Genomic DNA, 23,054 nt, shown 5'->3' with positions numbered 1-23,054 from the left:
TCCGGCGTGTTCGCAGACACCGGACATCGCTCAGCTTCCGAGTCTTGCACCGGGGACCGGCAACCGCAGCCCCGGCCACGCCGCCGGGGCCGGGCCCCGAACCGCTCGGGCGCCCGGCCTGTGAGGGGCGGCGCCGTCCCGTGCCCGTGGCACGATGGGACGCGCCCGGGAGGGCGACGGCCGCCGGTCACGAAGGGGCGGCGGGGACAGAGGGACGCACATGACTCAGGCCGGACCCACGGGCGCGGTGCCCACGGGAAGAGCCGCACGTGAGCTGCTCGACGACGCCGAGGCGCTGGCCGCGACGGCCCGCGCGGTGCTGGACGACCACCGCGGTGCCGTCGAGGCCGCGCACACCGCGCTCACCCCCGCTCTGGACGCCTTGGTGGCGGCCGAGCTGGCCTCGATCCCCGTCGCCCGGCTGGCCGACGTCACGGAGGGCCGGCTGCGGCTCGGCGCCGTGGAACAGGCGGGCTACGCGACGGTGGGCCGGGTCCACGGGGCCGGGCGGTACGAGCTCCGCCAGATCCCGGGTGTCGGGGCGCAGACGGCGGACCAGGCACTGGCCGCGGCCCGGCAGATCGCGCACGCGGTGCGGGACACCGTCGCCGTACGGATAGACATGGACACCCCGGACGCGGCCACGACCGCGCTGCTCGTGGCCCTCCACCGGCTGGTGGAGGCCGGGCCCGACGTGCGCCGCGCGGTCGACGCCGCCCGGCGTCTCACCGGGGAGCTGGAACCACACCTCGCCGCGGCCGCACCGGCGCGGAGCCGGCTGCGGATGCTGTTCTCGGGACGGACGGCCGGCGCCCGGGTCCAGGAAGCCGTCACCTCCGTCCGGTCGGTGGCGCGGGACGCGGCCGTGCGAGAGCTCAGGACACTGTTCGGGCAGGTCTCCGTCGACCTGCTGCGGGGCCCCGCGTCGGAGGCGGAGGCCTGGGTCGACTTCGAGCTGCGCTCCGCCGAGTACTACAGCCTGCTCGCCGAGCTGTCCGGCAGCGGACCGGACCGCGACGCGGCCGAGGGGTTCCTGCCCTCGGGGATCGCCGACCGGGTCCGCGGGCTGCGGCTCGACGACTCGTTCCTGCGGGTCTCGTTGCGCGGCTACCAGTCCTTCGGCGCGCGCTTCGCGCTGGCCCAGAAACGGGTGATCCTCGGGGACGAGATGGGGCTCGGCAAGACCGTCCAGGCCATCGCCGCGCTGGCCCATCTCGCCGCCGGGGGCGAGACCCACTTCCTGGTGGTGTGCCCGGCGAGCGTCCTGATCAACTGGCGGCGGGAGGTCGCCGCCCGCTCCACCCTGCGGCCGGTGCAGGTGCACGGCCCGGAGCGCCTGGGCGCCTTCGGCGAGTGGCGTGAGCGGGGCGGGGTCGCCCTGACCACCTTCGACGCGCTGTCCACCCTGCCGGAGGGTCCCGGGTGCGGGGTGCGGCCGGGCATGGTGGTGGTGGACGAGGCCCACTTCGTCAAGAATCCCGAGACCCGGCGCTCCCGGGCCGTGGGCGGCTGGACGCGGCACGCGGACAGGGTGCTGTTCCTGACCGGCACCCCGATGGAGAACCGGGTCGAGGAGTTCCGGAGCCTGGTGCGCCAGTTGAGGCCCGAACTGGCGCCGCTCGTCACCTCCACGCACGGTGTCGCCGGTTCGCAGGCGTTCCGCAGGGCCGTCGCCCCCGCCTATCTGCGGCGGAACCAGGCCGACGTCCTGGGGGAACTCCCCGCGCTGGTGCAGGCCGACGAGTGGGAGGAGTTCTCGCCGGCCGACCTGGAGGCGTACCGCGAGGCGGTCGGCTCAGGGCACTTCATGCGGATGCGCCGCGCCGCCTACGCCTGCCCGGAGACGTCGGCCAAGCTGAACCGGCTGCGCGAGCTCGTGGCGGAGGCCGAGGGCAACGGCCTCAAGGTCGTGGTGTTCTCCTACTTCGGCGAGGTGCTGAGGACCGTCCGGGAGGCCCTGGGCGACGGTGTGTTCGGACCCGTCTCCGGCAGGGTCCCGGCCGCACGCCGGCAGGAGCTGGTCGACTCCTTCGGCGCGGTCGACGGACATGCGGTACTGCTCGGCCAGATACAGGCCGGCGGCGTCGGACTCAACATCCAGGCGGCGTCCGTCGTCATCCTGTGCGAGCCGCAGATCAAGCCGACGTTGGAGCACCAGGCGGTGGCCCGGGCGCACCGCATGGGACAGATACGGAGCGTACGGGTCCACCGGCTCCTCGCGGTGGACAGCGTCGACCAGCGGATGCTGGAGATCCTGGCGCGCAAGGACCGGCTCTTCGACGCCTACGCGCGGCGCAGCGATGTCGCCGAGGCGACGCCCGACGCCGTCGACGTGTCGGACGGGGCCCTCGCCCGGCGCATCGTCGAGGAGGAGCAGGTGCGGCTCGCCGCGCAGGTGTGACCGCCCGTCAGTGCTCGTGCGACTCCGCCGCGCCGGCCGCGTGGTGCGGCGGGTCGTACCCCGGGACGGTGCCGTCGGCCTTGGCGACCAGCAGCAGGCCGGCCATCCCCATGTCGGAGTGGCTCTGGACGTGGCAGTGGTACATCCAGGCGCCGGCTCCCACGTGTTCACCCGCGATGATCTGGAAGCCGAAGGAGTCGGCGGGGCCGCAGATCTTCGTGTCGACCACGCGGCTCGGGTCGTCGGGACCGGTGAGCAGGCCCGTCCTGTTGTCCGCCCAGCGGTGTCCGTGGATGTGGAACGTGTGGTAGTACTCCCCGTGCGTGATCATGACGACCTCGACCCGGTCCCCCACCGTGGCCTCGAAGTCGGGGCTCTCGTGCGCCGCCTTGTTGTTGATCGTCATGTCGTTGAAGACGATCGTGATCGTCTTGTCGGGCAGGACGTCACCCTTGCGGCGCACCACGAGCGGTCCGTACAGGCCCTTGCGGATGCCGCCCGTGCCGTGGTCCGTGCCGACGACGTGGTCGTGGTAGTGCCAGTAACCGGCGCTGCCCGCCTGCCAGGTGCCGTCCTTGCGGCGCCCCGGGGCGTGGGTGCGCCAGGTGTAGGTGCGGGTGCCGCCGGGTTCGACGTGGCTGCGGTTCATCCGCGTGCCGTCGCTCGCGATGTCGTAGTCGACACCGTGGACGTGGAGGCTTGCGTCGACGTCCGTGGTGTTCTCGAACTCGATGTGCAGCGTGTCACCCTCGGTGATCTCGATGAGCGGCCCGGGGATCGACGCCTTGCCCTTCTCGAAGCCGTATCCCATCGAACCGTCCGCCAACGTCTCGGCGTACAGCTTGAGATGGCGTACGGCACCTCCCGCGGGGGCCGTCTTCGCCGGGTTCTCCGCGGAGGTGGCCTGCACCGCTCCGAGTGACATCGATGTCACCCCGGTGGCAGCCGCCACTCCGCCACCCACCAGCATCCGCCGGTTGAAGGTCCTTCGGTCCATGTCGAACTCCCCACTGCGTGAAGGAAACTGACGCGCTGCTCCCCTGGACGGGCCACACCGTAGCCGGGGCTTCCGCGTTTATCCACACTCAGGACAAAGTTCGTTCGATTGCTGCCATACCTATTGGCGAGCCACGAAAAGAGGTCTAGCTTCGTGCGCTGTCGCAGTGACCACAGAGGTGCGATGACGAAGAAGTGACCGGAGAAGTGACCCAGAGGGGTGGGTGACCACATGCAGCGCACACCACATCACAGGTCCAGATCACGCCGCGGCATCGCGGCGGCCGTAGCGTTGGGCGGCCTGACCGCGTCCCTGCTCGGCGGCAATGCGGCCCACGCGGGCCCGCATCCGGACCCGGGGCTGAAGGAACGAATCGCGACAACGTTGTCCCTTCCCACGCCGCCCGGCGGGGCCGATGTCAAGGTGCTGGTGTTCCACGCCTCGGCGGGCGAGGAGTCGCCGGCCGTCGACGCGGGCATCGCCGCCGTCGAGAAGATCGGGCTCACCGGTCCCGAGGCCGGCCGCTTCAAGACCGTCGCCACCGACGACGCCGCCGTCTTCACCAAGGGCAAGCAGCTCGGCAAGTACAACGCCGTCGTCTTCCTGACCGGCGGCGGCGACGTCCTCGACCCGGAGCAGGAAGCGGGCCTGGAGGCCTACATGGAGGCCGGTGGCGGCTTCCTCGGCATCCACGACGCGGCGCGCACCGAGCCGTACTCCGACTGGTTCACGGGCCTGGTGGGCGCCCGCCCGGCGGCGGACAGCCCGACGGCCGTCCAGCGCGCCACGGTGGAGATCGGCGACCGGCAGCACCCGGCGACGAAGAACCTGCCGCTGGAGTGGAAGCGCCCGGACAAGTGGCTGAACTGGAAGGACAACCCGTCCGGCGACGTGCACACCGTGGCCCGGGTCCGCGAGATCACCTACACACCGGGCAAGAGCGCCAACGGCTGGGACCACCCGGTCTCCTGGTGCCGTGACTACGACGGCGGCCGGTCCTTCTACACCGCCATGGGCGGTACGGCCGCGAGTTTCGCGGAGACCGACTTCCGCGACCACCTGCGCGGCGCGTTGGCCTGGACGAGCCGCATCTCGCAGGCGGACTGCAAGGCCACGATCGACTCCAACTACACGGCCGAGCGGCTCACCCAGCCCAACCAGCCCGGACAGAACGACCAGATCGGCGAACCGCACGGCCTGGTCACCGCGAAGGACGGCCGGGTCTTCTACATCGGGCGCGGCGGCGCGGACAGCAGCGTGCCGGTCGTGACCGACTGGAAGGACCCGGACGTCGGCAAGGGCGAGGGCGAGATCCACGTCTACGACCCCGCGACCAAGAAGGTCACCCTCGCCGGGAAGCTGAGCGTCTTCGGCAACAAGGGCGGCGGCGACGAGCTGGTCAAGGTGGAGGAGGGCCTGCTCGGGATCGAGCTGGACCCGGACTTCGCCACCAACGGCTGGGTCTACCTGCACTACACCCCGCACGCCAAGATCGACCGCGACAAGCAGATGGCGGTGCGCCAGGTCTCGCGCTTCACCTTCGACCCCGCCACGAACAAGCTGGACCTGGCGTCCGAGAAGGTCCTGCTGCACTGGCCGGTCCAGATCCACAGCTGCTGCCACGCCGGCGGCGGCATGGCCTGGGACTCGAAGGACAACCTGTACATCGCCACGGGTGACAACAACTCCTCTGGTTTCAGCGACGGTTACTCGGGCAACAACCCGGAGCCGAACTACAAGGGCGTGTCGTTCGCCGATGCCCGGCGCACCGCGGGCAACACCAACAACCTCAACGGCAAGATCCTCCGGATCCACCCCGAGGACGACGGCACCTACACCCTGCCGTCCGGCAACCTCTTCACCGGCAAGGAGCCGGACGAGGGGGGCGGCAAGACCCGCGGCGAGATCTACGTGATGGGCGTCCGCAACCCGGCACGCATCTCCGTCGACACGTCGACGGACACCCTGTACGCGGGCTGGGTCGGCCCCGACGCCGGCGCCCCGAGCACGACCTGGGGTCCCGCGAAGTACGACACGTTCGCCGCGATCACCAAGGCCGGCAACCACGGCTGGCCGTACTGCATGGGCAACAAGCAGCCCTACCGGGACCGCAACCTGCCCGACCCGTCCAAGCCTCTGGGCTGGTACGACTGCGACGCGCCGAGGAACGAGTCGCCGAACAACGACGGCCTGGTCAAGCTGCCGCCGGTGACCGGCAACACGATCTGGTACTCCCCCCAGGGCGGAGGCGTCGACTACCCGCGCGACGCCGACGGCATCCCGAGCTACAAGGTGGAGGACCAGAAGGAACTCCTGCCCTGGCTCAAGGGCGGCGGCCAGGCCACGATGAACGGCCCGGTCTACCGCTACGACGCGTCGAGCACGAGCGAGGCCAAGTGGCCCTCGTACTGGGACGGCAAGTGGTTCGTCGGTGACTTCTACGACGACACCCAGCCGCGCCACGCCGTGCTGACCGACCCGAAGACGGTCGGCAAGGGCGGTCTGCCGACGCATGCCGAGTCCCTCAAGAAGATCATTCCGGTGGGGGCGGACGGCATCCGCAACCTCATGGACTGGAAGTTCGCCCCGGACGGCTCGCTCTACGTCCTGGACTACGGGCGCGGCTTCTTCACCTCCGACTCCAAGTCCGCGCTGTGGCGCGTGACCTACAAGGGCGGCGGGCCGACCCCGGCCGTCGCAGACCTGGCCAGGAAGGCGGCAGCGCAGTGAGACACCCTTCACTCCTCGCTCGACGGCGGCACGGGCCCGCCCGGTGGTGGCTCGCCCTGCTCGGTTCGTTCCTGATGGTCCTGGGGCTCACCTCGACGGTCGCGTACGGACAGGGGGGAGGCTCCGCCAAGGCGGCCGCCCAGGTCCTCAACTGGACCGCGGGCGACTCCATCCAGAACTACGTGTCGGCGCCCAAGACCGCCGTGGCCGGCGCCGCGACCATCGTCTTCGAGAACAGCGCGGCCACGGGCAACACCACGGGCATGCCGCACACGCTGACCTTCAGCGTGTCGGACCCGGAGTTCAACAGCGACGTGGCCGTCAACATCCTCGCCAACCCCAGTGACAGCGAGGGCGGCAAGCACAGCGTCGAGGTCACCCTCACCCCCGGCCGGTACTTCTACCACTGCACGATCCCCGGTCACGGCTCCATGCAGGGCATCCTCACGGTGACCGAGGACGGCGGAGGCGGCGAGGACACCACCGCTCCCGAGACGTCGGCGACCGTGGACGGCGACAAGAACGCCGACGGTGCGTACATCGGCCAGGCGACCGTGACCGTGGCGGCGACCGACGCGGGATCGGGCGTCGACACCGTCGAGTACGCGATCGGGGCGGACGGCGCCTGGCAGCCGTACACCACGCCCGTCGTCGTGAACGAGGTGGGGACGCACACCGTCCGCTACCGCGCCACCGACAAGGCCGGCAACGCGGCGGCGGAGAAGTCGGCCGACTTCACGGTCGCCGCACCTCCGACCGACGACAAGACCCCGCCGGAGACCTCGGCGACCGTGTCGGGCGAGAAGGACGACGCGGGCGCCTACCTCGGTATGGCCACGGTCACCGTGACCGCGTCCGACACCGGCTCGGGCGTCAACACCATCGAGTACGCGATCGGGACGGCCGGCGCCTGGACCGCGTACACCGCACCCGTCATGGTGCACGAGGTGGGGACGCACACCGTCCGCTACCGCGCCACCGACAAGTCGGGCAACGCGGCGGCGGAGAAGTCCGTCGACTTCACCGTCGTCGAACCTCCGTCGCAGGACAAGACGCCGCCGGAGACGTCGGTGGTGGTGTCGGGTGACAAGAACTCCGACGGCGCGTTCATCACCAGCGCGAAGGCCACGGTCAAGGCGACCGACGAGGACTCCGGCGTGGACAAGGTCGAGTACTCCCTGGACGGGGGGCCGTACCTGGCGTACTCCTCCGCCGTCATCGTCGACCGCGTCGGCCGCCACACCTTCGCCCACCGGGCGACCGACAAGGCCGGCAACACCTCGCAGGCGAAGCAGTCCTCCTTCACCATCGCCGAGAGCGGCGGCGTACCGGCGCCCAACTGCCCGGAGTACGACACGCGCCTCACCGTGATCGTCGGCACGGTCGACACCGGTGTCCCCAACCGGCTCACCGGCAACCGCTGCACGGTCAACGAACTGATCGAGGACGAGAAGGACTGGTCCTCGCACGCGCTGTTCCTCAAGCACGTCGACAAGGTCCTGGACAAGCTGCTCACCGACGGGGTCATCGACGCCCGAGAGCACAAGAAGATCTACAAGGCCGCCAAGCAGTCCGGCATCGGCAATCCGGGCCAGGACGAGGGGTACCGCAAGCTCTTCGACGGCACCGCCGCCTCGCTCGCCAAGTGGGAGCAGGTCGGTGGCGGGAAGTTCGGGCTGAACACGGAGGACGGCTCCATCACCAGCTCCACCACCGTGGACGGCATGGGGATGCTGTGGTTCCCGGCCCGGCAGTACGGGGACTTCTCGCTGAAGCTCCAGTGGCGCGACGACGCCCCCGGCACGGGCAACGCCAACGGCGGCGTGTTCGTCCGCTTCCCGGACGTCCACGACCACCCGGAGGAGTCCCGTCCGGAGTGGGTCGCCATCAAGTACGGCCATGAGATCCAGGTCAACGACCGTCCCGACGGCGACATGTACAAGACCGGGTCCCTGTACGGCTTCGACCGGGTCGGCCTCGGCGGCGCCGGGGTCACGCCCAAGGGCACCTGGAACGACTACGAGGTCAAGGTGGTGGACCAGCACTACTCGGTCTACCGCAACGGTGTCCTGATCAACGAGTTCGACAACACCGGCGGTCAGCTCTTCGAGCCGCCGCGGGGCGACGACCCGGGGACCGACGGCCGGCGGTACGCCTCCGGCTACATCGGGCTCCAGGTCCACAGCACCACGGACGTGATCTCCTACCGCGACATCCGCATCAAGGAGCTGTAGGGAGGAGGGCGCGCTCAGGAGGCCGCGGCCGCATGCTCCGGCATGCGTCCGCGGCCTCCGGGGTGCCGATGGCGCCACACCCAGAAGACCGTGCAGGAGACGAGCGCCCAGCCCGCCAGCACGAGGAAAGGGAAGGCGTACTGGTGGCCCTGGTAGTAGACGGCCGTGTGCTGGGCGTTGACCGAGGCGCCGGGCGGCAGCCACCGCCCGATGTGCCCGAGCACCGACGGCAGCAGCGGCCAGGACACCGCGCCGCCCGACGACGGGTTGCCCAGCAGCACCATGAGCCCCCAGGTGGGGATCATCGCCCAGCGCCCCATGATGGTGTTGAACATGGTGAAGACCATGCCCGAGGCGAACATCGTGAACGCCAGGATCAGCCAGGACTCGACGAACGGCAGGTCCAGCGCGCCGATCAGCCAGTCCACCACCGCGGCGATCGCGAAGCCGCCGAGCAGGGCGTAGGCGAGGGTGAAGCCGATGCGTTCGAGCGGGTCGAGCGCGCGGGCGTGCACGCTCAGCTGGATGGCTCCGACGAAGCCGATGATGACGGCCGCCAGCGAGATGTAGAAGAGCGCCAGCCCGCGCGGGTCGCCCTTCTGGAGCGGCTTGACGTCCGTGATCGTCACGCGGATCCCGGTGGCCTTCGCGACCTTCGCACCGGTCTCGGCCAGCAGCTGGGCGACCGTGGCCCCACCGGCCCCGGCGATGTCCATGGCCACGCCGCCCTTCCCCGGCCGCACGGTCACGAAGACCTTCTGTTCCTCCATGGCCAGGCGCGCGGCGCCCCGGGTGGCGTAGGGGTGCAGCTGGAGCGAGGCGTCGAGAGCCTTCTCCATCCCCGCGATGAACTCCGTCCCGCCCCGGTCCCCGACACCGCTGACCACGGCGGCGGGGATCCGGCGCGGCGTCGGATCGGCCATCGTGTAGGTGTACGAACCGGCGAAGAGCCCGGCCGCGGCGGCGAGGATGAGGACCAGCACGAGGGCGGGGACGTACGGGGACTGCTTGTACGAGGCCCATTTCTCGGCCCGTGTCGGGGGCCTGCCGTGCGCGCCGTGTGCGGGGGGCTCCGTCGTCCCCTCGTCGGCGCTCACGTGTCGTCACCGGAGTCGTGCCGGGCGCGGCTGGGCTGCACACGCTTCGGCTCGCCCGGCATCTTGGGATACTCCGGCGGGTAGGGCAGGTCGCCGAGCTCGTGTTCGTGCTCGTCCCGCCGGGCCAGCTCCAGCACCTGGTCGAGCCGGAAGGCGTGGTCGTCCATGTCGGCGTGCAGGTCACCCACCTCGGCGTACCGCACGGGCATGGTGCGGAGATCGAAGTCGCGGGGCTCGGCGTCGTCGATCTCCTCCCAGCGCAGCGGGGCGGAGACCGGGGCGTGCGGGAAGGGGCGTACGGAGTAGGCGGAGGCGATGGTGCGGTCGCGGGCCGTCTGGTTGTAGTCGACGAAGATCCGCTCGCCCCGCTCCTCCTTCCACCAGGCCGTGGTCACCCGGTCCGGCATGCGGCGTTCCAGCTCCCGCCCCACGGCGATGGCGGAGCGTCTGACCTGGGTGAACGTCCACTCGGGGACGATCGGGACGAAGACGTGGATGCCGCGCCCGCCGGAGGTCTTGGGCCAGCCGCGCAGCCCGTGGTCCTCCAGGACCGCGCGCAGTTCGTGCGCCGCCGTCACCGCGTCGGAGTAGTCGGTGCCGGGCTGCGGGTCGAGGTCGATGCGCAGTTCGTCGGGGTGGTCGGTGTCCGCCCTGCGCACCGGCCAGGGGTGGAAGGTCAGGGTGCCCAGGTTGGCGGCCCAGAGGACGGCACCCAGCTCGGTGGGGCACATCTCGTCGGCGTGCCGGCCGCTGGGGAACTCGATCCGGGCGGTGGGGGTCCAGTCGGGGAGGTTCTTCGGCGCACGCTTCTGGTAGAAGAAGTCGCCCTCGACCCCGTCGACGAACCGCTGGAGGGTGGTGGGCCGCTCGCGCAGCGCGCGGAGGATCCCGGGCCCCACGGCCCGGAAGTAGTCGGCCACGTCCCTCTTGGTGTAGCCCTTCTCCGGGAAGTACACCTTGTCCGGGTTGGACAGCCGTACGGCCCGTCCGTCCGCGTCCAGCTCCACCGCTGTTCCAGCTCCCATGTCGGACACCGTAGGCCGGGCCCACATATGCCGCATATCGGAAGACGTGCTCCGCACGGTGGGCGAGAATCGGGGCCATGGACCTGCCGGTGATGCCTCCTGTGAAGCCGATGCTCGCCAAGTCCGTCTCCGCGATCCCCCCGGGTATGCAGTACGAGGCGAAGTGGGACGGGTTCCGGGCGATCGTGCACCGGGACGGGGACGAGGTGGTGATCGGCAGCCGCACGGGCAAGCCGCTCACCCGCTACTTCCCCGAGGTGGTCACCGCCGTGCGGGAGAACCTGCCGCCGCGCTGCGTGGTCGACGGCGAGATCGTCCTGCCGTACGAGGGGCGTCTGGACTTCGACCGGCTGAGCGAGCGGATCCATCCGGCGGACTCCCGGGTGCGGATGCTCGCCGAGCGGACCCCGGCGAGCTTCGTCGCCTTCGACATCCTCGCCCTGGACGACACGTCCCTGCTCACCACCGCGCAGACCGAGCGGCGGGCCGCCCTGGAGGGTGCGCTGGCCGGCGCCTCGGCTCCGGTCCATCTCGCCCCGTCCACCACGGATCCCGGCCTCGCCCGGGAGTGGTTCGAGCGGTACGAAGGCGCGGGGCTCGACGGGGTGGTCGCCAAGCCTCTCGACCTGCCGTACCGACCGGACGTGCGTTCCATGTACAAGATCAAGCACGAACGGACCGCCGACTGCGTGGTGGCGGGGTACCGCTTCCACAAGAGCGGCCCGGTGGTCGGCTCACTGCTGCTCGGCCTGTACGACTCCGGGGGCGCCCTGCAGCACGTGGGCGTGTGCGCGGCCTTCACGATGAAGCGGCGCGCCGAACTCCTGGAGGAACTGGACCCGTTGCGCATCGAGCCGGCGGATCACCCGTGGTCGGCCTGGGCGGACGCGGCGGCGCACGAGGGGACCCGGCTGCCGGGCGCTCCGAGCCGCTGGTCGGGCAAGAAGGACCTGTCCTGGGTGGCGCTCGCGCCCGAGCGCGTCTGCGAGGTGGCGTACGACCACATGGAGGGTGACCGGTTCCGCCACACCACCCAGTTCCGGCGGTGGCGGCCGGACCGCACTCCCTCCGGCTGCACCTACGCCCAGCTGGAGGAAGTGGTGCGCTACGACCTGTCCGAGGTGCTCGACGCCCGCTGACCCGTCACGCGGTGGGGTCTGCGCAGGGGTCGTCCGGGGGCGCGTCCGTGGGTGACGCCGGGTCGGGCTCCGCCGACGGAGTGGGGCAGCCGGGGTCGGTGGTGCCGGGTTCCGGGTCGGGCGTGGTGCCCGGGTCGGGGGTGGTGGTCGGGTCCGGGGTCGTCGTCGGGTCGGGGGTGGTGGTCGGGTCCGGGGTCGTCGTCGGATCCGGGGTGGGACCGGTGTCGGTGGGGTCGGGGGTGGGGCCGGGGTCCGTGGGGTCGGGGGTGGGACCGGGGGTGCCGGAGTCCGTCGGCGTGGTGGTGGGCGTCGGCGAGGCGGACGGCGTCGGAGTGGCGCCGGGCTGCGGGCCGACGATGATGCCGCCACCACCGTGGCCAGGGTCGCTCGGGCTGCCGGGGCCTCCGACCGGGGTCTTCGGGGCATGGGGGCCGCCCGCTCCGGGGCTCTCGGGGACGACCCCCTTGCCGTCGGCGACCGAGTGGACGCCCTTGCGGTAGAAGTCCAGCCAGGACAGGACCGTGCGCAGATAGGTGTCCGAGTGGTTGTAGCTGAGGACCGCCCTGTCCAGATCCGCCTGGACGGACAGGTTCCGGTCTCCCGCGCAGAGGTAGTGGCCCGCGGCGAGCGCGGCGTCCGCCACGTTGTTCGGGTCCTTGCGCCCGTCGCCGTTGCCGTCCTTGCCCCAGTGCGCCCAGGTCGACGGGATGAACTGCATCGGCCCGACGGCCCGGTCATACGTGGCGTCGCCGTCGTAGGCCCCGCCGTCGGTGTCGGCGATGTGGGCGAAACCCGCGCCGTTCAGCACGGGCCCGAGGATCGGGGTGAGGGTGGTGCCGGCGGTGTCCACCCGTCCCCCGCCCGCGTGCCCGGACTCCACCTTGCCGATGGCCGCGAGTAGCTGCCAGGGGAGACGGCAGCCGGGATCGCTGCGGCCGAGCGCGCTCTGCGCGTTCCGGTAGGCGGCCAGGACGGTGGCGGGGATGCCCGCCTCGGCCCAGGACTGCACGACGGCCGGGCCGGGCTTCCTGGCCCCGGGAGGTGCCGGCGGCTCGGGAGATTGCAGGGGCGGCAGCTCCGTGTGGTAGCTGTCGTCGTTGGGCACCTCGGTCCACACGACGTCGTCCGATGCCACGTTCTTCATGTCGTCCGCGGCGGCGGCGCCCGCGAGCCCCGGGGCCTGGGACGCGGTGAGCGCCGCCATGGCGGCGACCGCGGTGGCCGTGCCGGCGATCCCGCGGCGCATGGTTCCGTCGAACCTCATGTGTCCTCCCTCTCCTGGATCATCGCGTGAACGTGTCGATGGCCGCGATCCGCCAGGCGCCCCCGCGGCGTACGGCGTCGACGGCGAACATGGCGGCGGCGTACGTCGTCTCCTCCTCCTTGCCGGTACGGGTGTTGCTCTGGTCCGCGAAGACGAGCAGCCTGGCCCGGTCCCCGTCGAGCTGTTCGACGCCGCTCTCGGTGACGGTCGTGGTGAGCACCAGCTTCTGCTCCGGCGCCTGCGCCCGTACCTCGGCGAGCATGTCCTTGTGCTGCTGGACGGCCTTGCCGGTCAGGTACTTCTGCGCGGCCAGGTCCGACTTCCCCGGCGAGGCGTACGTGTACGAGAAGACGGCGCCCACGGCCTCGGTGATCTGCCCCTTGACCTCACTGGTGCGGCTGATGTCGGTGAGGGCGGTGTTCTGCCGGGTCGGATCGTCGCGGAGCGTCGCGGCGGAGCTGAACGCCCAGGCGGCGAAGGCGCCGAGGAGGACGGTGGCCGCGCAGAGCACGGCGGGGAGGCGGACGCGGAGGCGGGGCGGTCCGCTGCGGGGGCGTCCGTCCCCGGCGGGCTCCTCCGCCGTGGCGTCGGTCTCGTCGGAACCGTCGGACTGGACGGCATCGGGGGCGGGTTCCGCGGGGGGTCCGGCCACGGGCTGGGATTCCTCCGCCGGTGCGGCCTCGGTGCGCGGGGCGGCCGGGGCCGCGGCCACGGTGGCGAGACGGCGGCGGCGGTTGACGAGGTGTCGGGTCGTCGACATGTCGGTGGTCCTCTCGGAACGGGGCGGTCGGGCGGTCTCAGCCGGCGGTGTTGCCGACGGGCGCCTGTCCGAGGGCGCTGAGCTTCCACCCCTCGGAGGTGCGGGTGAGCTGCCCGAGCATCCGGCTCTCCTTCACCGCGGGCTTGCCCTCGGGGGCGGTCACGGTGACCCTCAGGGCGACCATCACCCCCGCCTTGCCGGCCCGGTCGTCGAGCTCGGTCACCGCGCCCGAGAGGATCCTGGCGGTGCTGACGGTCCTGGCCGCCTCGATCTGCTTGACGAACGCGTCCCGCCCCTCGACGAGTTGCCGGTGGAGGTCGCCGGTGGTCGATTCCTCCCAGTTGTCGAGCCCCTTCTCGACCTGGGCGTGGTCGAGCGTGTTCATGTTCTGCACGGCCTGCTCCCCCGCCGCCAGCGCGGCGTCGCGGGCCTCGGCGTAGGCCGCCGAGCCGTCGTGTGCGGCGTCGTAGCGCGACCAGCCGCCCCACCCCGCGGCGCCGGCCGCGGCGACCGTCAGCACGACCGCCGCCACCACCAGCGGATTCCTCGTCGTCCGTACCCGTGCCATGTGGTGCCTCTCCCCTACCTGGAGGTGATGTCGACGATGACCCAGCGGCTGCCGCGCAGTTCGGCCGTGACCGAGAGCTGCGCCGCCGCGGTGGTGGCCGCCTTCCCCTCGCGCTCGTACACCTGGTCGAGGAAGACGAGGAGGTGGGCGCTGCGGGTGGCGAGCCGGGTGACTCCGGCCCGTACGGCCTGCGAGGTGAGCGTGAGCTTCTGGTCGGCCGCCTGCTTCTCCACCTGGCCGAACAGCGCCGCGTACTGCCGCAGTGCCTTGCCCGCGAGGAGGCGCTTCGCCGACTCCTTGGTGGCGGCGGTCGACTGCGGGTTGTACGAGAAGACCTTGCCCAGGGCGCTGCTCACGTCGCCGACGACCCGGGTGGTCTCCTCGGTGTCGGTCAGCGCCCGGTTCGAGGTGGCGGGGGTGTCACGCAACTGCCGCGCCTCGACGAGGAGGACGGCGCCGGTGGCCAGCAGGGCGACGGCCAGGACGGACGCGAGACCACGCCGCCAGGCCGTGTGCCGGGACACACCCGGCCCCCGGCTCGTGCCCGGTCCCTCGTCCGTCACGTCCGCGTCCGGCTCCGGGGCCGGGGAGGCGTCCTCGACCGTGGTTCCTCCGGTCCGTGTCATCCGCCGCTCCCGACCGGTATCGCGTCCAGTGCCTTGATCTTCCAGCCGCCCCCGGTGCGGGCCAGGGTCGCCTCGAAGCGCTTGCGTTCCGTGCCGCCCTTGCCGGTGCGCGGGGTGACCTCGACGTCCACGGTGGCGATCATCGCCGCCGTACCGGCCCGTCGGTCGAGTGCGGTGAGCGCCGCGTCGGTGACCTTGCCGCGCGCGGTGGCCCCGTCGTCGGTGAGAGCGACGGTGTCCTTCTTCCGCGTGCTCTCCAGCCGGTCGTGCAGCGGGCCCGTGGACGCGCCTAGCCAGGCGGCGAGTCCGGCCCTCACACTCGACGCGCTCCTGCCGTCCATGCTGTTCAGCCGGGCCAGGTGCTTCCTGCCGTCGGCGATCGCGGCGTCACGCGCCTTGGCGTATGCCAGGGTGTCGTCGCCGCGCGCCTGCGCGTAGGACCAGCCGCCGAACACGCAGACCAGGAGGGCCGCCAGCATGCCGGCCCAGCCGCTCAGCCTCTTCGTACGGGCGTTCATTCGCCGCCTCCCAGTCCCAGCAGCCCGGCCATGCCGCCGGCCGTGCGCCCGGTGTCCCCGCCGGCGCCGAGGGCGCCGGGCAGCCGGGCCCCGTCGATGCCGGTCAGCAGGGAGCCGGGTTCCGCGGGCTCCGGGACGCCCCCGCCGTCGGGCGCGTTGGCGCTGCCGCGGACATTGATGCCGCTGCCGGGCGAGGAGGCGCAGCGTGCCCCGGTGTTGACCGCAGGGGCGGCCGAGAGGTCCTTGCCGGGCCGGTAGGTGGTGGAGCCGTATCCGGCGGTGCAGGGCAGCGGCTCGAAGAAGGTGACGGCCATCCCGAACCGGGCGTCCCCGCTCTCGTCGATGATGCTCGCGCCGGCCGCGGCGACCGCGGGCACCTTCACCAGGAGTTCCTCCAGCCCCCGCTGCCGGGTCACGGCGACCTCGGAGGTGGTGAGGAGGTTGGCGACGACGACTCCGAAACCCGGTTCGACGTCGCGCAGGAGCCCGCTGATCTGGGCGGTGGCACCAGGCGCCGTCGCGATCAGCCGGCGCAGGTCGCTGTCGGAATCCTTGAGCTCGGCGGCCAGTTCCTCCGCTCCCGACGCGAACCCCTCGAGCGCCTCGCCCTGTTCGGCCTGGGTGCGCAGCACCGTCTCGCCGTCCGCCATCAGCCTGGTGGTGGTCGGCAGTGCCTCGTCGGCGGCCTCGACGAACTCGCTGCCCGTGTCGAGCAGGACCTGGAGGTCGTCGCCACGCCCCTCGAACGCCGCTCCGAACTCCTCGACGACGGTGCGCAGGGCCTCGGTGTCCACGGAGGCGGTGAGGTCGTTGACGCTGGTGAGGACGTCGGTGACGGGCGCGGGGACGGTGGTGTCGGCCTCGTCGATGACCGAGCCGTTCCCCAGGAACGGGCCGTCGTCGCGAGTGGGACGGAGGTCGACGTACTGCTCGCCGACGGCGGAGAGGCTGGCGACGACGGCGTGCAGGCTGTCGGGGATGGGCGGCGCGTCGTCCTCGATGCGCAGTTCGGCCTCGACGCCGTCGTCGGTCAGCTCGATCGGGCCGACCCGCCCGACGGAGACGCCCCGGTAGGTGACGTTGGAGTGGGTGAAGAGCCCTCCGGTCTGCGGCAGTTGCACCTTGACGGTGTAGTAGCCGCGCAGTCCGACGTAGTGGCCGAGGTCGGCGTACCGGACGCCCAGGTAGCCGAGGACGAGCACCGCGATGACCAGGAAGGCGATGTTCTTGAGCCGCGTGGCGAGGGTGATCATCAGCGGGTGCCCTCCGTGCCGGACGTGGTGACCGAGGGAAGCGGCAGCGGGAGCGACGGGCCGGACTTCCGGGTGCCGGTCGCCGCCGGGGCGTCCGGGGTGAGCGCGGGGATGATCTGCGTGCCGGGCATGGCGGTGACGTCGAGGTAGACGTTGAGGTAGTCGCCCTTCACCCCGCGCAGCACCTCGTCCGTGAACGGGTAGGTGAGCAGCACCTGCAGGGAGTCGGGGAGGTCGTCGCCCGAGTCGGCGAGCGCGGTGAGTGTGGGGGCGAGGGCCTTGAGGTCGGCGATCATGTCGGCCTTGCTCCTGTTGACCGTGTCGACGGCGACGGTGGAGAGCGTGTCGAGCGAGCGCAGCATGGTGAGCAGGGATCCGCGCTGCTTCTCCAGGACCTTCAGTCCGGGGCTGAGTCCGGTGAGCACGGTCCCGACGTCCTGCTTCCGGGTGGCGAGGGTCGCGGCCAGCCGGTTCACCCCGTCGAGCGCGTCGGTGATGTCTTCCTTGTGGGTGTCCAGGTCGGTGACGAGCGTGTCGACGCGGTTCAGCATGGAGCGGATCTGGGGTTCCTGTCCGGCCAGTGCCTTGTTGAGCTCCGTGGTGATGGTCTTCAACTGGGCGACTCCACCGCCGTTGAGGAGCATGGACAGGGCGCCGAAGACCTCCTCGACCTCGGGGTTGCGGTTGGTGCGGACGAGCGGGATGCGGTCGCCGTCGGACAGGGCGCCCCGGGCCGTGCCCTCGGCGGGCGGTGAGAGCTGGACGTACTTCTCGCCGAGGAGACTGGACTGTTCGAGGTGGGCGTAGGCGTTGGCCGGCATCCTGATCCTCCCGTTGACCCGCATGGTGACCTTGGCGGTCCAGCTGCCCGGGGTGAGGGAGATCTTGGTGACCCGGCCCACGGCCACGTCGTTGACCTTGACGGACGACTGGGGCGCGAGGCTGAGGACGTCCCCGAACTCGGCGGTGATCTCGTACGGGTGGTCGCCGAGGTCGGCTCCGCCGGGCAGCGGCATCTGGTCGATGCCGGGGAACGAGGGCAGGCCGGTGGTCGTGGCGACGAGGGCGAAGCAGACGCCGGCGGCGACCAGGGCGCCGAGGCCCGCGACCACGCGGGTGCCGGTGGTGGGCGCGGCGGGGCTCATCGGTCCCCCTCCTTGTTCTCGCCGGTGCCGGGCTTCTTCTTCCGGTCCCCCGTGTCCGACGGGGTTCCGTAGACGGTGCCGACGGGGGGCAGCGGCAGGACGGGCAGTGCCTTCTGCCGGGCGGCGTCCACCGGGGCGAGACCGCCGAGACCGGCGGTCGCCGCCCCGGGCTCGAGGAGCGGCCCGCCCATGGACAGCTCGTTGAGGTTCGTCCGCCCGTCGAGGGTGCGGTTGGCCGGGTCGTAGGCGTTGAGCACGTTGCCCGCCGCGAGCGGCAGCGTGTCGAGCGACTCGGCGAGCGAGGCACGCTGGTCGACGAGGACCTGGGTGAGCGGCACCAGGAGGTCCACGTTCTTCTTGAGCGCACCGCGGTTCTTCTGGATGAAGGTCTTGACCTGGCCGAGCGCGGTGCCCAGTTCCTTCAGTGCCGCGCTGAGGTTCTCCTTGTCGTCGGCGAGGAAGCCGGTGACGGTGTTGAGCTGCTGCTCCGCGGCGCGTACGTCCCCGTCCTTCTCCTTCAGCATGGTGGTGAAGGTCTGCAGGGAGGAGAGCGTGTCGAAGAGGTCGCCGCTGCTCTTGTCGAGGGTCTTCGTCGCTTTGCCGAACTGCTCGATGGAGTCGCCGATGGCCTCTCCGTTGCCCTTGAGGTTCTCGGACCCGGTCTTCAGGAGCCCGGAGAGCGCCCCGTCGGCGTTGGCCCCGTCGGGGCCGAGTGCGGTGGAGAGTTCCGTGATCGACTCGTAGAGCTGGTCCACCTCGATGGGGGTGGCGTTGTTCTCGGCGGGGAGTACGGCGCCTCCCTCCAGCCGCGGTCCGCCGGTGTAGGCCGGGGCGAGCTGGACGTACCGGTCGGCGACGAGGCTGGGGGCGACGACGAGGGCGTGCGCGTCCGCGGGGACGTCGACGCCCTTGTCGAGGCGCAGGACGATCCGGACCTCCTCGCCGTGGGGCCTGACCGATTCGACGGTGCCCACCTTCACCCCGAGGATCCGCAGGTCCGATCCGGGGTACACCCCGGTGGCGCGGTCGAAGTAGGCGGTGACGGTGGTGCCCTCCTGGTCCATGGCCGCCACGCCCGAGCCGACGGCCACGGCCACGACGGCGAGTCCGGCACCGATGCCGATGATGCGGGTGCGTCTCATGTCAGCGGCCCCCCTGCTTCGGCGGCATGCAGTCGTTCGTCGGGGGCGTGTCCTTCGGCAGGTAGTTCTTGGGGACGACCCCGCAGACGTAGTTGTCGAACCAGCGGCCGTTGCCGAGGGTGTTGCCGACGAGCCGGTTGTAGGTGCCGGCCATCGAGAGCACCTGGTCGAGGCTCTTGCGGTTCTTCACCAGTACGGCGGTGACGCGGCCCAGCGAGTCGAGGGTGGGCTTCAGCTGCTTGTCGTTGTCGGCGACGAGACCGGTGAGCTGGGTGCCGAGATCCCGGGTGCCGGTGAGCAGCAGGTGGATGGAGTCCCGCCGGGCCTGGATCTCTCCGAGAAGCAGGTTGCCGTCCTCCAGCAGGGTCTCGAAGCTGCTCTTCTTCGTGGCGAGTGTCCTGGTGAGCTGCTTGCTGCCCTTGAGGAGGGTGGCGAGCTGAGCGTCCCGCTCGGAGACCGTCTTCGACAGTGCGGAGAGCCCCTCGGCCGCACTGCGCACGTCGGGCGGCGAGTCCTTGAAGGTGTCCGAGATGGTCTCGAAGCTCTGCGCGAGCTGGGCGGTGTCGATCTCCTCGATGGTCTCGCCGAGTCCGTCGAACGCCTGGGTCACGTCGTACGGGGAGGTGGTGCGGCTCGACGTGATGCGGGAGTCCGGGTCCTGCGGGGCGTCGCCGAGCGGATCGACCGCGAGGTACTTGTCGCCCAGGAGGGTCTTGATGGCGATCCCGACGGTGGAGGAGTCGCCGATCCAGGCGTCCTCGACCTCGAAGTCGACCTTCACCTTCGCGCCGTCGAGCGAGACGCCGGTGACCTCTCCGACCTTCACCCCGGCGACGCGCACCTCGTCGCCGGCGTCGAGCCCCGCGGACTCGGTGAAGTCGGCGCTGTAGGCGGTGCCGCCTCCGAGGAAGGGCAGGGCGTCGGCGCGGTAGGCGGCGAGGCCGAGGAGCGCCAGGACGACCAGTCCGACGACGCCGACGGTGACGGGGTTCCGCTCCCGGACGGGCTTGGTCCTCATCCCGCGCACCTCGATCCGCCGATCGTGATGCCGGTGGGCGGCGCGCTGCCGTCCTCGGTCGTCACACCGGCCACCTTCGCCTCGCAGAGGTAGAGGTTGAGCCAGGAGCCGTACGAGGTGAGGCGGGTGATCGCCTCCATCTTGGCGGGCGTCTTCTGCAGGAAGGACTCGATCGTCGGCGCGTTCCTGTCGAGCTGCCCGCTGAGCCTGCCGAGTTCGGCGATGTCCTTCTTCAGCGGTCCCCGGCCGTCCTCCACGAGGTCCGCGGTGACGGTGGTGAGCGCACCCATCGCCGTGACCGCGTCGCCGAGCGGCTTGCGGTCGCCGGAGAAGCCCTTCACGAGCTTCTCGAGGGTGACGACGAGGTCGTCGAATCCCGCCTCGCGGTCGTTGACGGTCGTGAGAACCGTGTTGAGGTTCTTGATCACCTCACCGATCACCTTGTCCTTGGCCGCGACGGTGCCGGTCAGCGATCCGACGTGGGAGAGGATGCTGTCGACCGTGCCGCCCTCGCCCTGGAGGACCTGCACGATGGAGCCGGCGAGCTGGTTGACGTCCGGCGGGGAGAGCCCTTCGAAGAGGGGCTGGAAGCCGTTGAAGAGCTGGGTGAGGTCGAGGGCGGGCGTGGTGCGCGAGAGCGGGATCGTCGCACCGGACCTGAAGGTCGCCCCCACGGGCCCGGTGCCCTGGTCGAGGTCGATGTAGCGCTGGCCGACCATGTTGAGGTACTTGATCGACGCGGTCACCGAGGCGGGCAGGTCGCGGCCCTGGTCCACGGCGAAGCCGACCTCGGCCTGCCGCCTGTCGGCGACCCTGATGGACTCGACCTGTCCGACCTTGACGCCCGCGATCCGGACGCTGTCACCGACGACCAGTCCGGTGGCGTCGGTGAACCTGGCCTTGTAGGAGACGGTGTCGCCGACCCCGGTGTTGGCGATGGACAGGGCCAGGACGGTGGTGGCCAGAGCGGTGACCACGACGAAGACGAGGGACTTCACGAGCGGTCCCGCGAGGGAGCGGCGCTTCACTTGAGCTTCACCTCCGCACCGCGGAAGGCCGGACCGATGAGCACGCTGCTCCAGTCGGGCAGGGTCTGCGGCCGGACTTCGAGCGAGGGGGCGACGAGCTCGTTGACGAGCCGGCTCTCCTCGGGGGAGTTCGGCACGCCGAGCGCGGTTTCCGTGGTGTCGGTGGTGTCGGTGGTGTCGGCAGCTTCCACGTCGCCGGGGTTCGGTGCCGGCGCTCTGCGCGCGTCGGCGGTCGGGACCGCCCTGCCGGTGTACGGCACGGCGTAGCAGTGCGGGCCGCCGGTCGCGCCGTAGACCGGGGTGTCCCTGCCGGGCACGTACTTCCCCTTGGACTCCACCACCTTGACGGTGACGTGGAGTCCCGGCTCGTCGGTGCCCTTGCCGAGCGCCTTGTCCATGGCCGGGACGAATCCGGCCATGGTGCGCAGGGTGCAGGGGAAGGCGTCGGAGTACTCCGCGAGGAGCTCCAGGGTGGGACGGCCGGAGGCGGAGAGGCGGATGAGGTTGTCCTTGTTCTTCCGCAGGAAGGCGGTGACGTCGTTCGCGGAGGCGGTGGTGGATCCGTAGAGATCCGCGAGTTCCGCCTCCTGTTCTGCGATCGTGCCGCTCGTGGTGGTGAAGTCGGTGAGGGCGTCCAGGACGTCGGGCGCGGCGTCGGCGTAGAGATGGCTCACCTTGACGAGTTCCTTGATGTCCGCGTTGAGCGTCGGGAGTTGGGGGTTGAACTCCTTCAGGTGCGCGTCGAGGGTGACCAGCGTGTCGCCGAGCTTGTCGCCGCGCCCTTCGAGCGCCTGGGACACGGCCCCCAGCGTCGCCGCGAGCTTCTCCGGCTTGACGGCGGTGAGCATCGGCAGGACGTTGTCCAGGACCTCCTCCAGCTCGATGGCGTTGCTGGAGCGGTCCTGCGGGATCACCGCCCCGGCCCGCAGGGTCTCGGCGGAGGGGACGGCGGGCGGCACGAGGGCGACGAACCGTTCCCCGAAGAGGGTGGTGGGCAGCATCTGCGCGGTGACGTCGGCCGGGATCTGCTCCAGCCGGTCCGGCTCGATGGCGAGGGTGAGGCGGGCCCCGTCACCGTCGGACGCGATGTGGCGCACCTCGCCGATGACGACGCCTCGCAGCTTCACCTCGGCGTTGTCGTGCATCTCGTTGCCGACGCTTCCGGTGCGTACGGTCACGGTCGCGTCGTCGGTGAAGTCCTTCTCGTACACCGAGACCGAAACCCATACGAGCACGGCCGGCACGAGCACGAAGGCCACACCCGCGATTCTGCGGCGCACCGTCTGCGCCGTGGAGGAGGACATCAGCCGGCCACCTTCACCGTTGTCGTCGCGCCCCAGATGGCGAGCGAGAGGAAGAAGTCGGTGACGCTGATGAGCACGATGGCGTTGCGCACCGACCGGCCGACGGCGACGCCCACTCCGGCGGGGCCGCCGGTGGCGTGGAAGCCGTAGTAGCAGTGGGCGAGGATCACCAGCACGCTGAAGATCAGCACCTTGAGCACCGACAGCAGCACGTCGTCCGGGGAGAGGAAGAGATTGAAGTAGTGGTCGTAGGTGCCCGCCGACTGTCCGTTGAACAGGACGGTGATGTAGCGGGACGCGAGGTAGGAGGAGAGCAGGCCGATCGCGTAGAGCGGGATGATGGCGACGACACCGGCGATGATCCGCGTGGTGACGAGGTAGGGCATGGAGCGCACGCCCATCGCTTCGAGGGCGTCGACCTCCTCGTTGATCCGCATGGCGCCGAGCTGGGCCGTGAAGCCCGCCCCGACGGTCGCGGAGAGCGCGAGGCCGGCGACGAGCGGGGCGATCTCCCGGGTGTTGAAGTAGGCGGAGATGAAGCCGGTGAACGCGGAGGTGCCGATCTGGTCGAGGGCGGCGTACCCCTGGAGGCCGACGACCGAGCCGGTGGCGAGGGTCATCGCGATCATCACGCCGATGGTTCCGCCGATGACGCCGAGACCGCCGCTGCCGAAGGCCACCTCGGCGAGGAGCCTCTGGACCTCCTTGAGGTAGCGGCGCAGGGTCCTGGGGATCCAGATCAGGGCGCGTACGTAGAAGGTGAGCTGTTCGCCGGAGCGGTCCAGCCAGCCGAGCATCGACATCG

General features: G+C 71.1%; 19 protein-coding genes. 4 read left to right on the top strand and 15 right to left on the bottom strand.

The features are described 5' to 3' along the window. The first annotated feature begins 220 nt into the window (after positions 1-220). Positions 221-2,401 (top strand): DEAD/DEAH box helicase, encoded by a 2,181-nt coding sequence (locus ACFC51_RS31175; RefSeq protein ID WP_376532041.1) that lies wholly within the window; start codon positions 221-223, stop codon positions 2,399-2,401. A 7-nt stretch (positions 2,402-2,408) separates the two neighbouring features. On the opposite strand, the gene ACFC51_RS31170 is transcribed toward ACFC51_RS31175, so the two are convergent. After that, entirely contained in the window at positions 2,409-3,398 is a 990-nt protein-coding gene (locus ACFC51_RS31170; protein WP_376380707.1) for a multicopper oxidase domain-containing protein, read from the bottom strand. A gap of 231 nt (positions 3,399-3,629) precedes the next feature. On the opposite strand from ACFC51_RS31170, the gene ACFC51_RS31165 reads away from it, so the two are divergent. Then, entirely contained in the window at positions 3,630-6,128 is a 2,499-nt protein-coding gene (locus tag ACFC51_RS31165; protein WP_376380704.1) for a ThuA domain-containing protein, read from the top strand. Beyond that, complete coding sequence (locus ACFC51_RS31160) at positions 6,125-8,362, top strand: OmpL47-type beta-barrel domain-containing protein (RefSeq protein WP_376380701.1); 2,238 nt, start codon at positions 6,125-6,127, stop codon at positions 8,360-8,362. Before ACFC51_RS31165 ends, ACFC51_RS31160 begins: the two co-directional genes overlap by 4 nt. 14 nt (positions 8,363-8,376) lie before the next feature. On the opposite strand, the gene ACFC51_RS31155 is transcribed toward ACFC51_RS31160, so the two are convergent. Both ACFC51_RS31155 and ligD read right to left on the bottom strand, forming a co-directional pair. Further along, positions 8,377-9,459, bottom strand: a complete 1,083-nt coding sequence (locus ACFC51_RS31155; protein WP_376414828.1) for an ABC transporter permease — start codon at positions 9,457-9,459, stop codon at positions 8,377-8,379. After that, positions 9,456-10,466 (bottom strand): non-homologous end-joining DNA ligase, encoded by a 1,011-nt coding sequence (gene ligD, locus ACFC51_RS31150; protein WP_376375828.1) that lies wholly within the window; start codon positions 10,464-10,466, stop codon positions 9,456-9,458. The genes ACFC51_RS31155 and ligD overlap by 4 nt, the downstream gene beginning before the upstream one ends. A 95-nt stretch (positions 10,467-10,561) precedes the next feature. Between ligD and ACFC51_RS31145 the strand changes: the two genes are divergently transcribed. Next, positions 10,562-11,623, top strand: coding sequence for an ATP-dependent DNA ligase (locus tag ACFC51_RS31145; protein WP_376532039.1), 1,062 nt, complete (start codon positions 10,562-10,564; stop codon positions 11,621-11,623). Between the two features lie 4 nt (positions 11,624-11,627). Here ACFC51_RS31145 and ACFC51_RS31140 read toward each other — a convergent pair whose 3' ends face one another. The 12 genes from ACFC51_RS31140 to ACFC51_RS31085 are packed head-to-tail and all read right to left on the bottom strand — an operon-like array spanning position 11,628 to position 23,052. Further along, positions 11,628-12,887, bottom strand: coding sequence for a lytic transglycosylase domain-containing protein (locus ACFC51_RS31140; protein ID WP_376532037.1), 1,260 nt, complete (start codon positions 12,885-12,887; stop codon positions 11,628-11,630). Between the two features lie 19 nt (positions 12,888-12,906). Beyond that, positions 12,907-13,647 carry a hypothetical protein gene (locus ACFC51_RS31135; protein WP_376532035.1) on the bottom strand — a complete coding sequence of 247 codons (741 nt, stop codon included), beginning with the start codon at positions 13,645-13,647 and terminating at the stop codon, positions 12,907-12,909. A 37-nt stretch (positions 13,648-13,684) separates the two neighbouring features. Then, the gene (locus ACFC51_RS31130) at positions 13,685-14,215 is read right to left on the bottom strand and encodes a nuclear transport factor 2 family protein (RefSeq protein ID WP_376375808.1); all 531 of its coding nucleotides are present in this window, start codon (positions 14,213-14,215) and stop codon (positions 13,685-13,687) included. A 14-nt stretch (positions 14,216-14,229) separates the two neighbouring features. Further along, positions 14,230-14,841, bottom strand: coding sequence for a hypothetical protein (locus ACFC51_RS31125; RefSeq protein ID WP_376532033.1), 612 nt, complete (start codon positions 14,839-14,841; stop codon positions 14,230-14,232). After that, a complete protein-coding gene (locus tag ACFC51_RS31120) occupies positions 14,838-15,359 on the bottom strand; it encodes a hypothetical protein (RefSeq protein ID WP_376532031.1) in 522 nt (173 codons plus the stop codon). Before ACFC51_RS31120 ends, ACFC51_RS31125 begins: the two co-directional genes overlap by 4 nt. Then, positions 15,356-16,612, bottom strand: a complete 1,257-nt coding sequence (locus ACFC51_RS31115) for an MCE family protein (protein ID WP_376532029.1) — start codon at positions 16,610-16,612, stop codon at positions 15,356-15,358. The genes ACFC51_RS31120 and ACFC51_RS31115 overlap by 4 nt, the downstream gene beginning before the upstream one ends. Further along, positions 16,612-17,757, bottom strand: a complete 1,146-nt coding sequence (locus tag ACFC51_RS31110) for an MCE family protein (protein WP_376375798.1) — start codon at positions 17,755-17,757, stop codon at positions 16,612-16,614. The genes ACFC51_RS31115 and ACFC51_RS31110 overlap by 1 nt, the downstream gene beginning before the upstream one ends. Continuing rightward, the gene (locus ACFC51_RS31105) at positions 17,754-18,899 is read right to left on the bottom strand and encodes an MCE family protein (RefSeq protein ID WP_376532027.1); all 1,146 of its coding nucleotides are present in this window, start codon (positions 18,897-18,899) and stop codon (positions 17,754-17,756) included. Before ACFC51_RS31105 ends, ACFC51_RS31110 begins: the two co-directional genes overlap by 4 nt. Position 18,900: 1 nt before the next feature. Beyond that, complete coding sequence (locus tag ACFC51_RS31100) at positions 18,901-19,917, bottom strand: MCE family protein (RefSeq protein WP_376375792.1); 1,017 nt, start codon at positions 19,915-19,917, stop codon at positions 18,901-18,903. After that, the gene (locus tag ACFC51_RS31095) at positions 19,914-20,945 is read right to left on the bottom strand and encodes an MCE family protein (protein WP_376375789.1); all 1,032 of its coding nucleotides are present in this window, start codon (positions 20,943-20,945) and stop codon (positions 19,914-19,916) included. Before ACFC51_RS31095 ends, ACFC51_RS31100 begins: the two co-directional genes overlap by 4 nt. Further along, positions 20,942-22,249 (bottom strand): MCE family protein, encoded by a 1,308-nt coding sequence (locus ACFC51_RS31090; RefSeq protein WP_376532025.1) that lies wholly within the window; start codon positions 22,247-22,249, stop codon positions 20,942-20,944. Before ACFC51_RS31090 ends, ACFC51_RS31095 begins: the two co-directional genes overlap by 4 nt. Next, entirely contained in the window at positions 22,249-23,052 is an 804-nt protein-coding gene (locus ACFC51_RS31085; RefSeq protein ID WP_031094766.1) for an ABC transporter permease, read from the bottom strand. The genes ACFC51_RS31090 and ACFC51_RS31085 overlap by 1 nt, the downstream gene beginning before the upstream one ends. Between the last annotated feature and the right edge of the window lie 2 nt (positions 23,053-23,054).

The sequence above is a fragment of the Streptomyces sp. NPDC055962 genome (genome assembly GCF_042270185.1).
Lineage (GTDB): Bacteria > Actinomycetota > Actinomycetes > Streptomycetales > Streptomycetaceae > Streptomyces.
The sequence above is the reverse complement of the archived record's forward strand: the minus strand, read 5'-3'. Positions and strand labels throughout refer to the sequence as shown.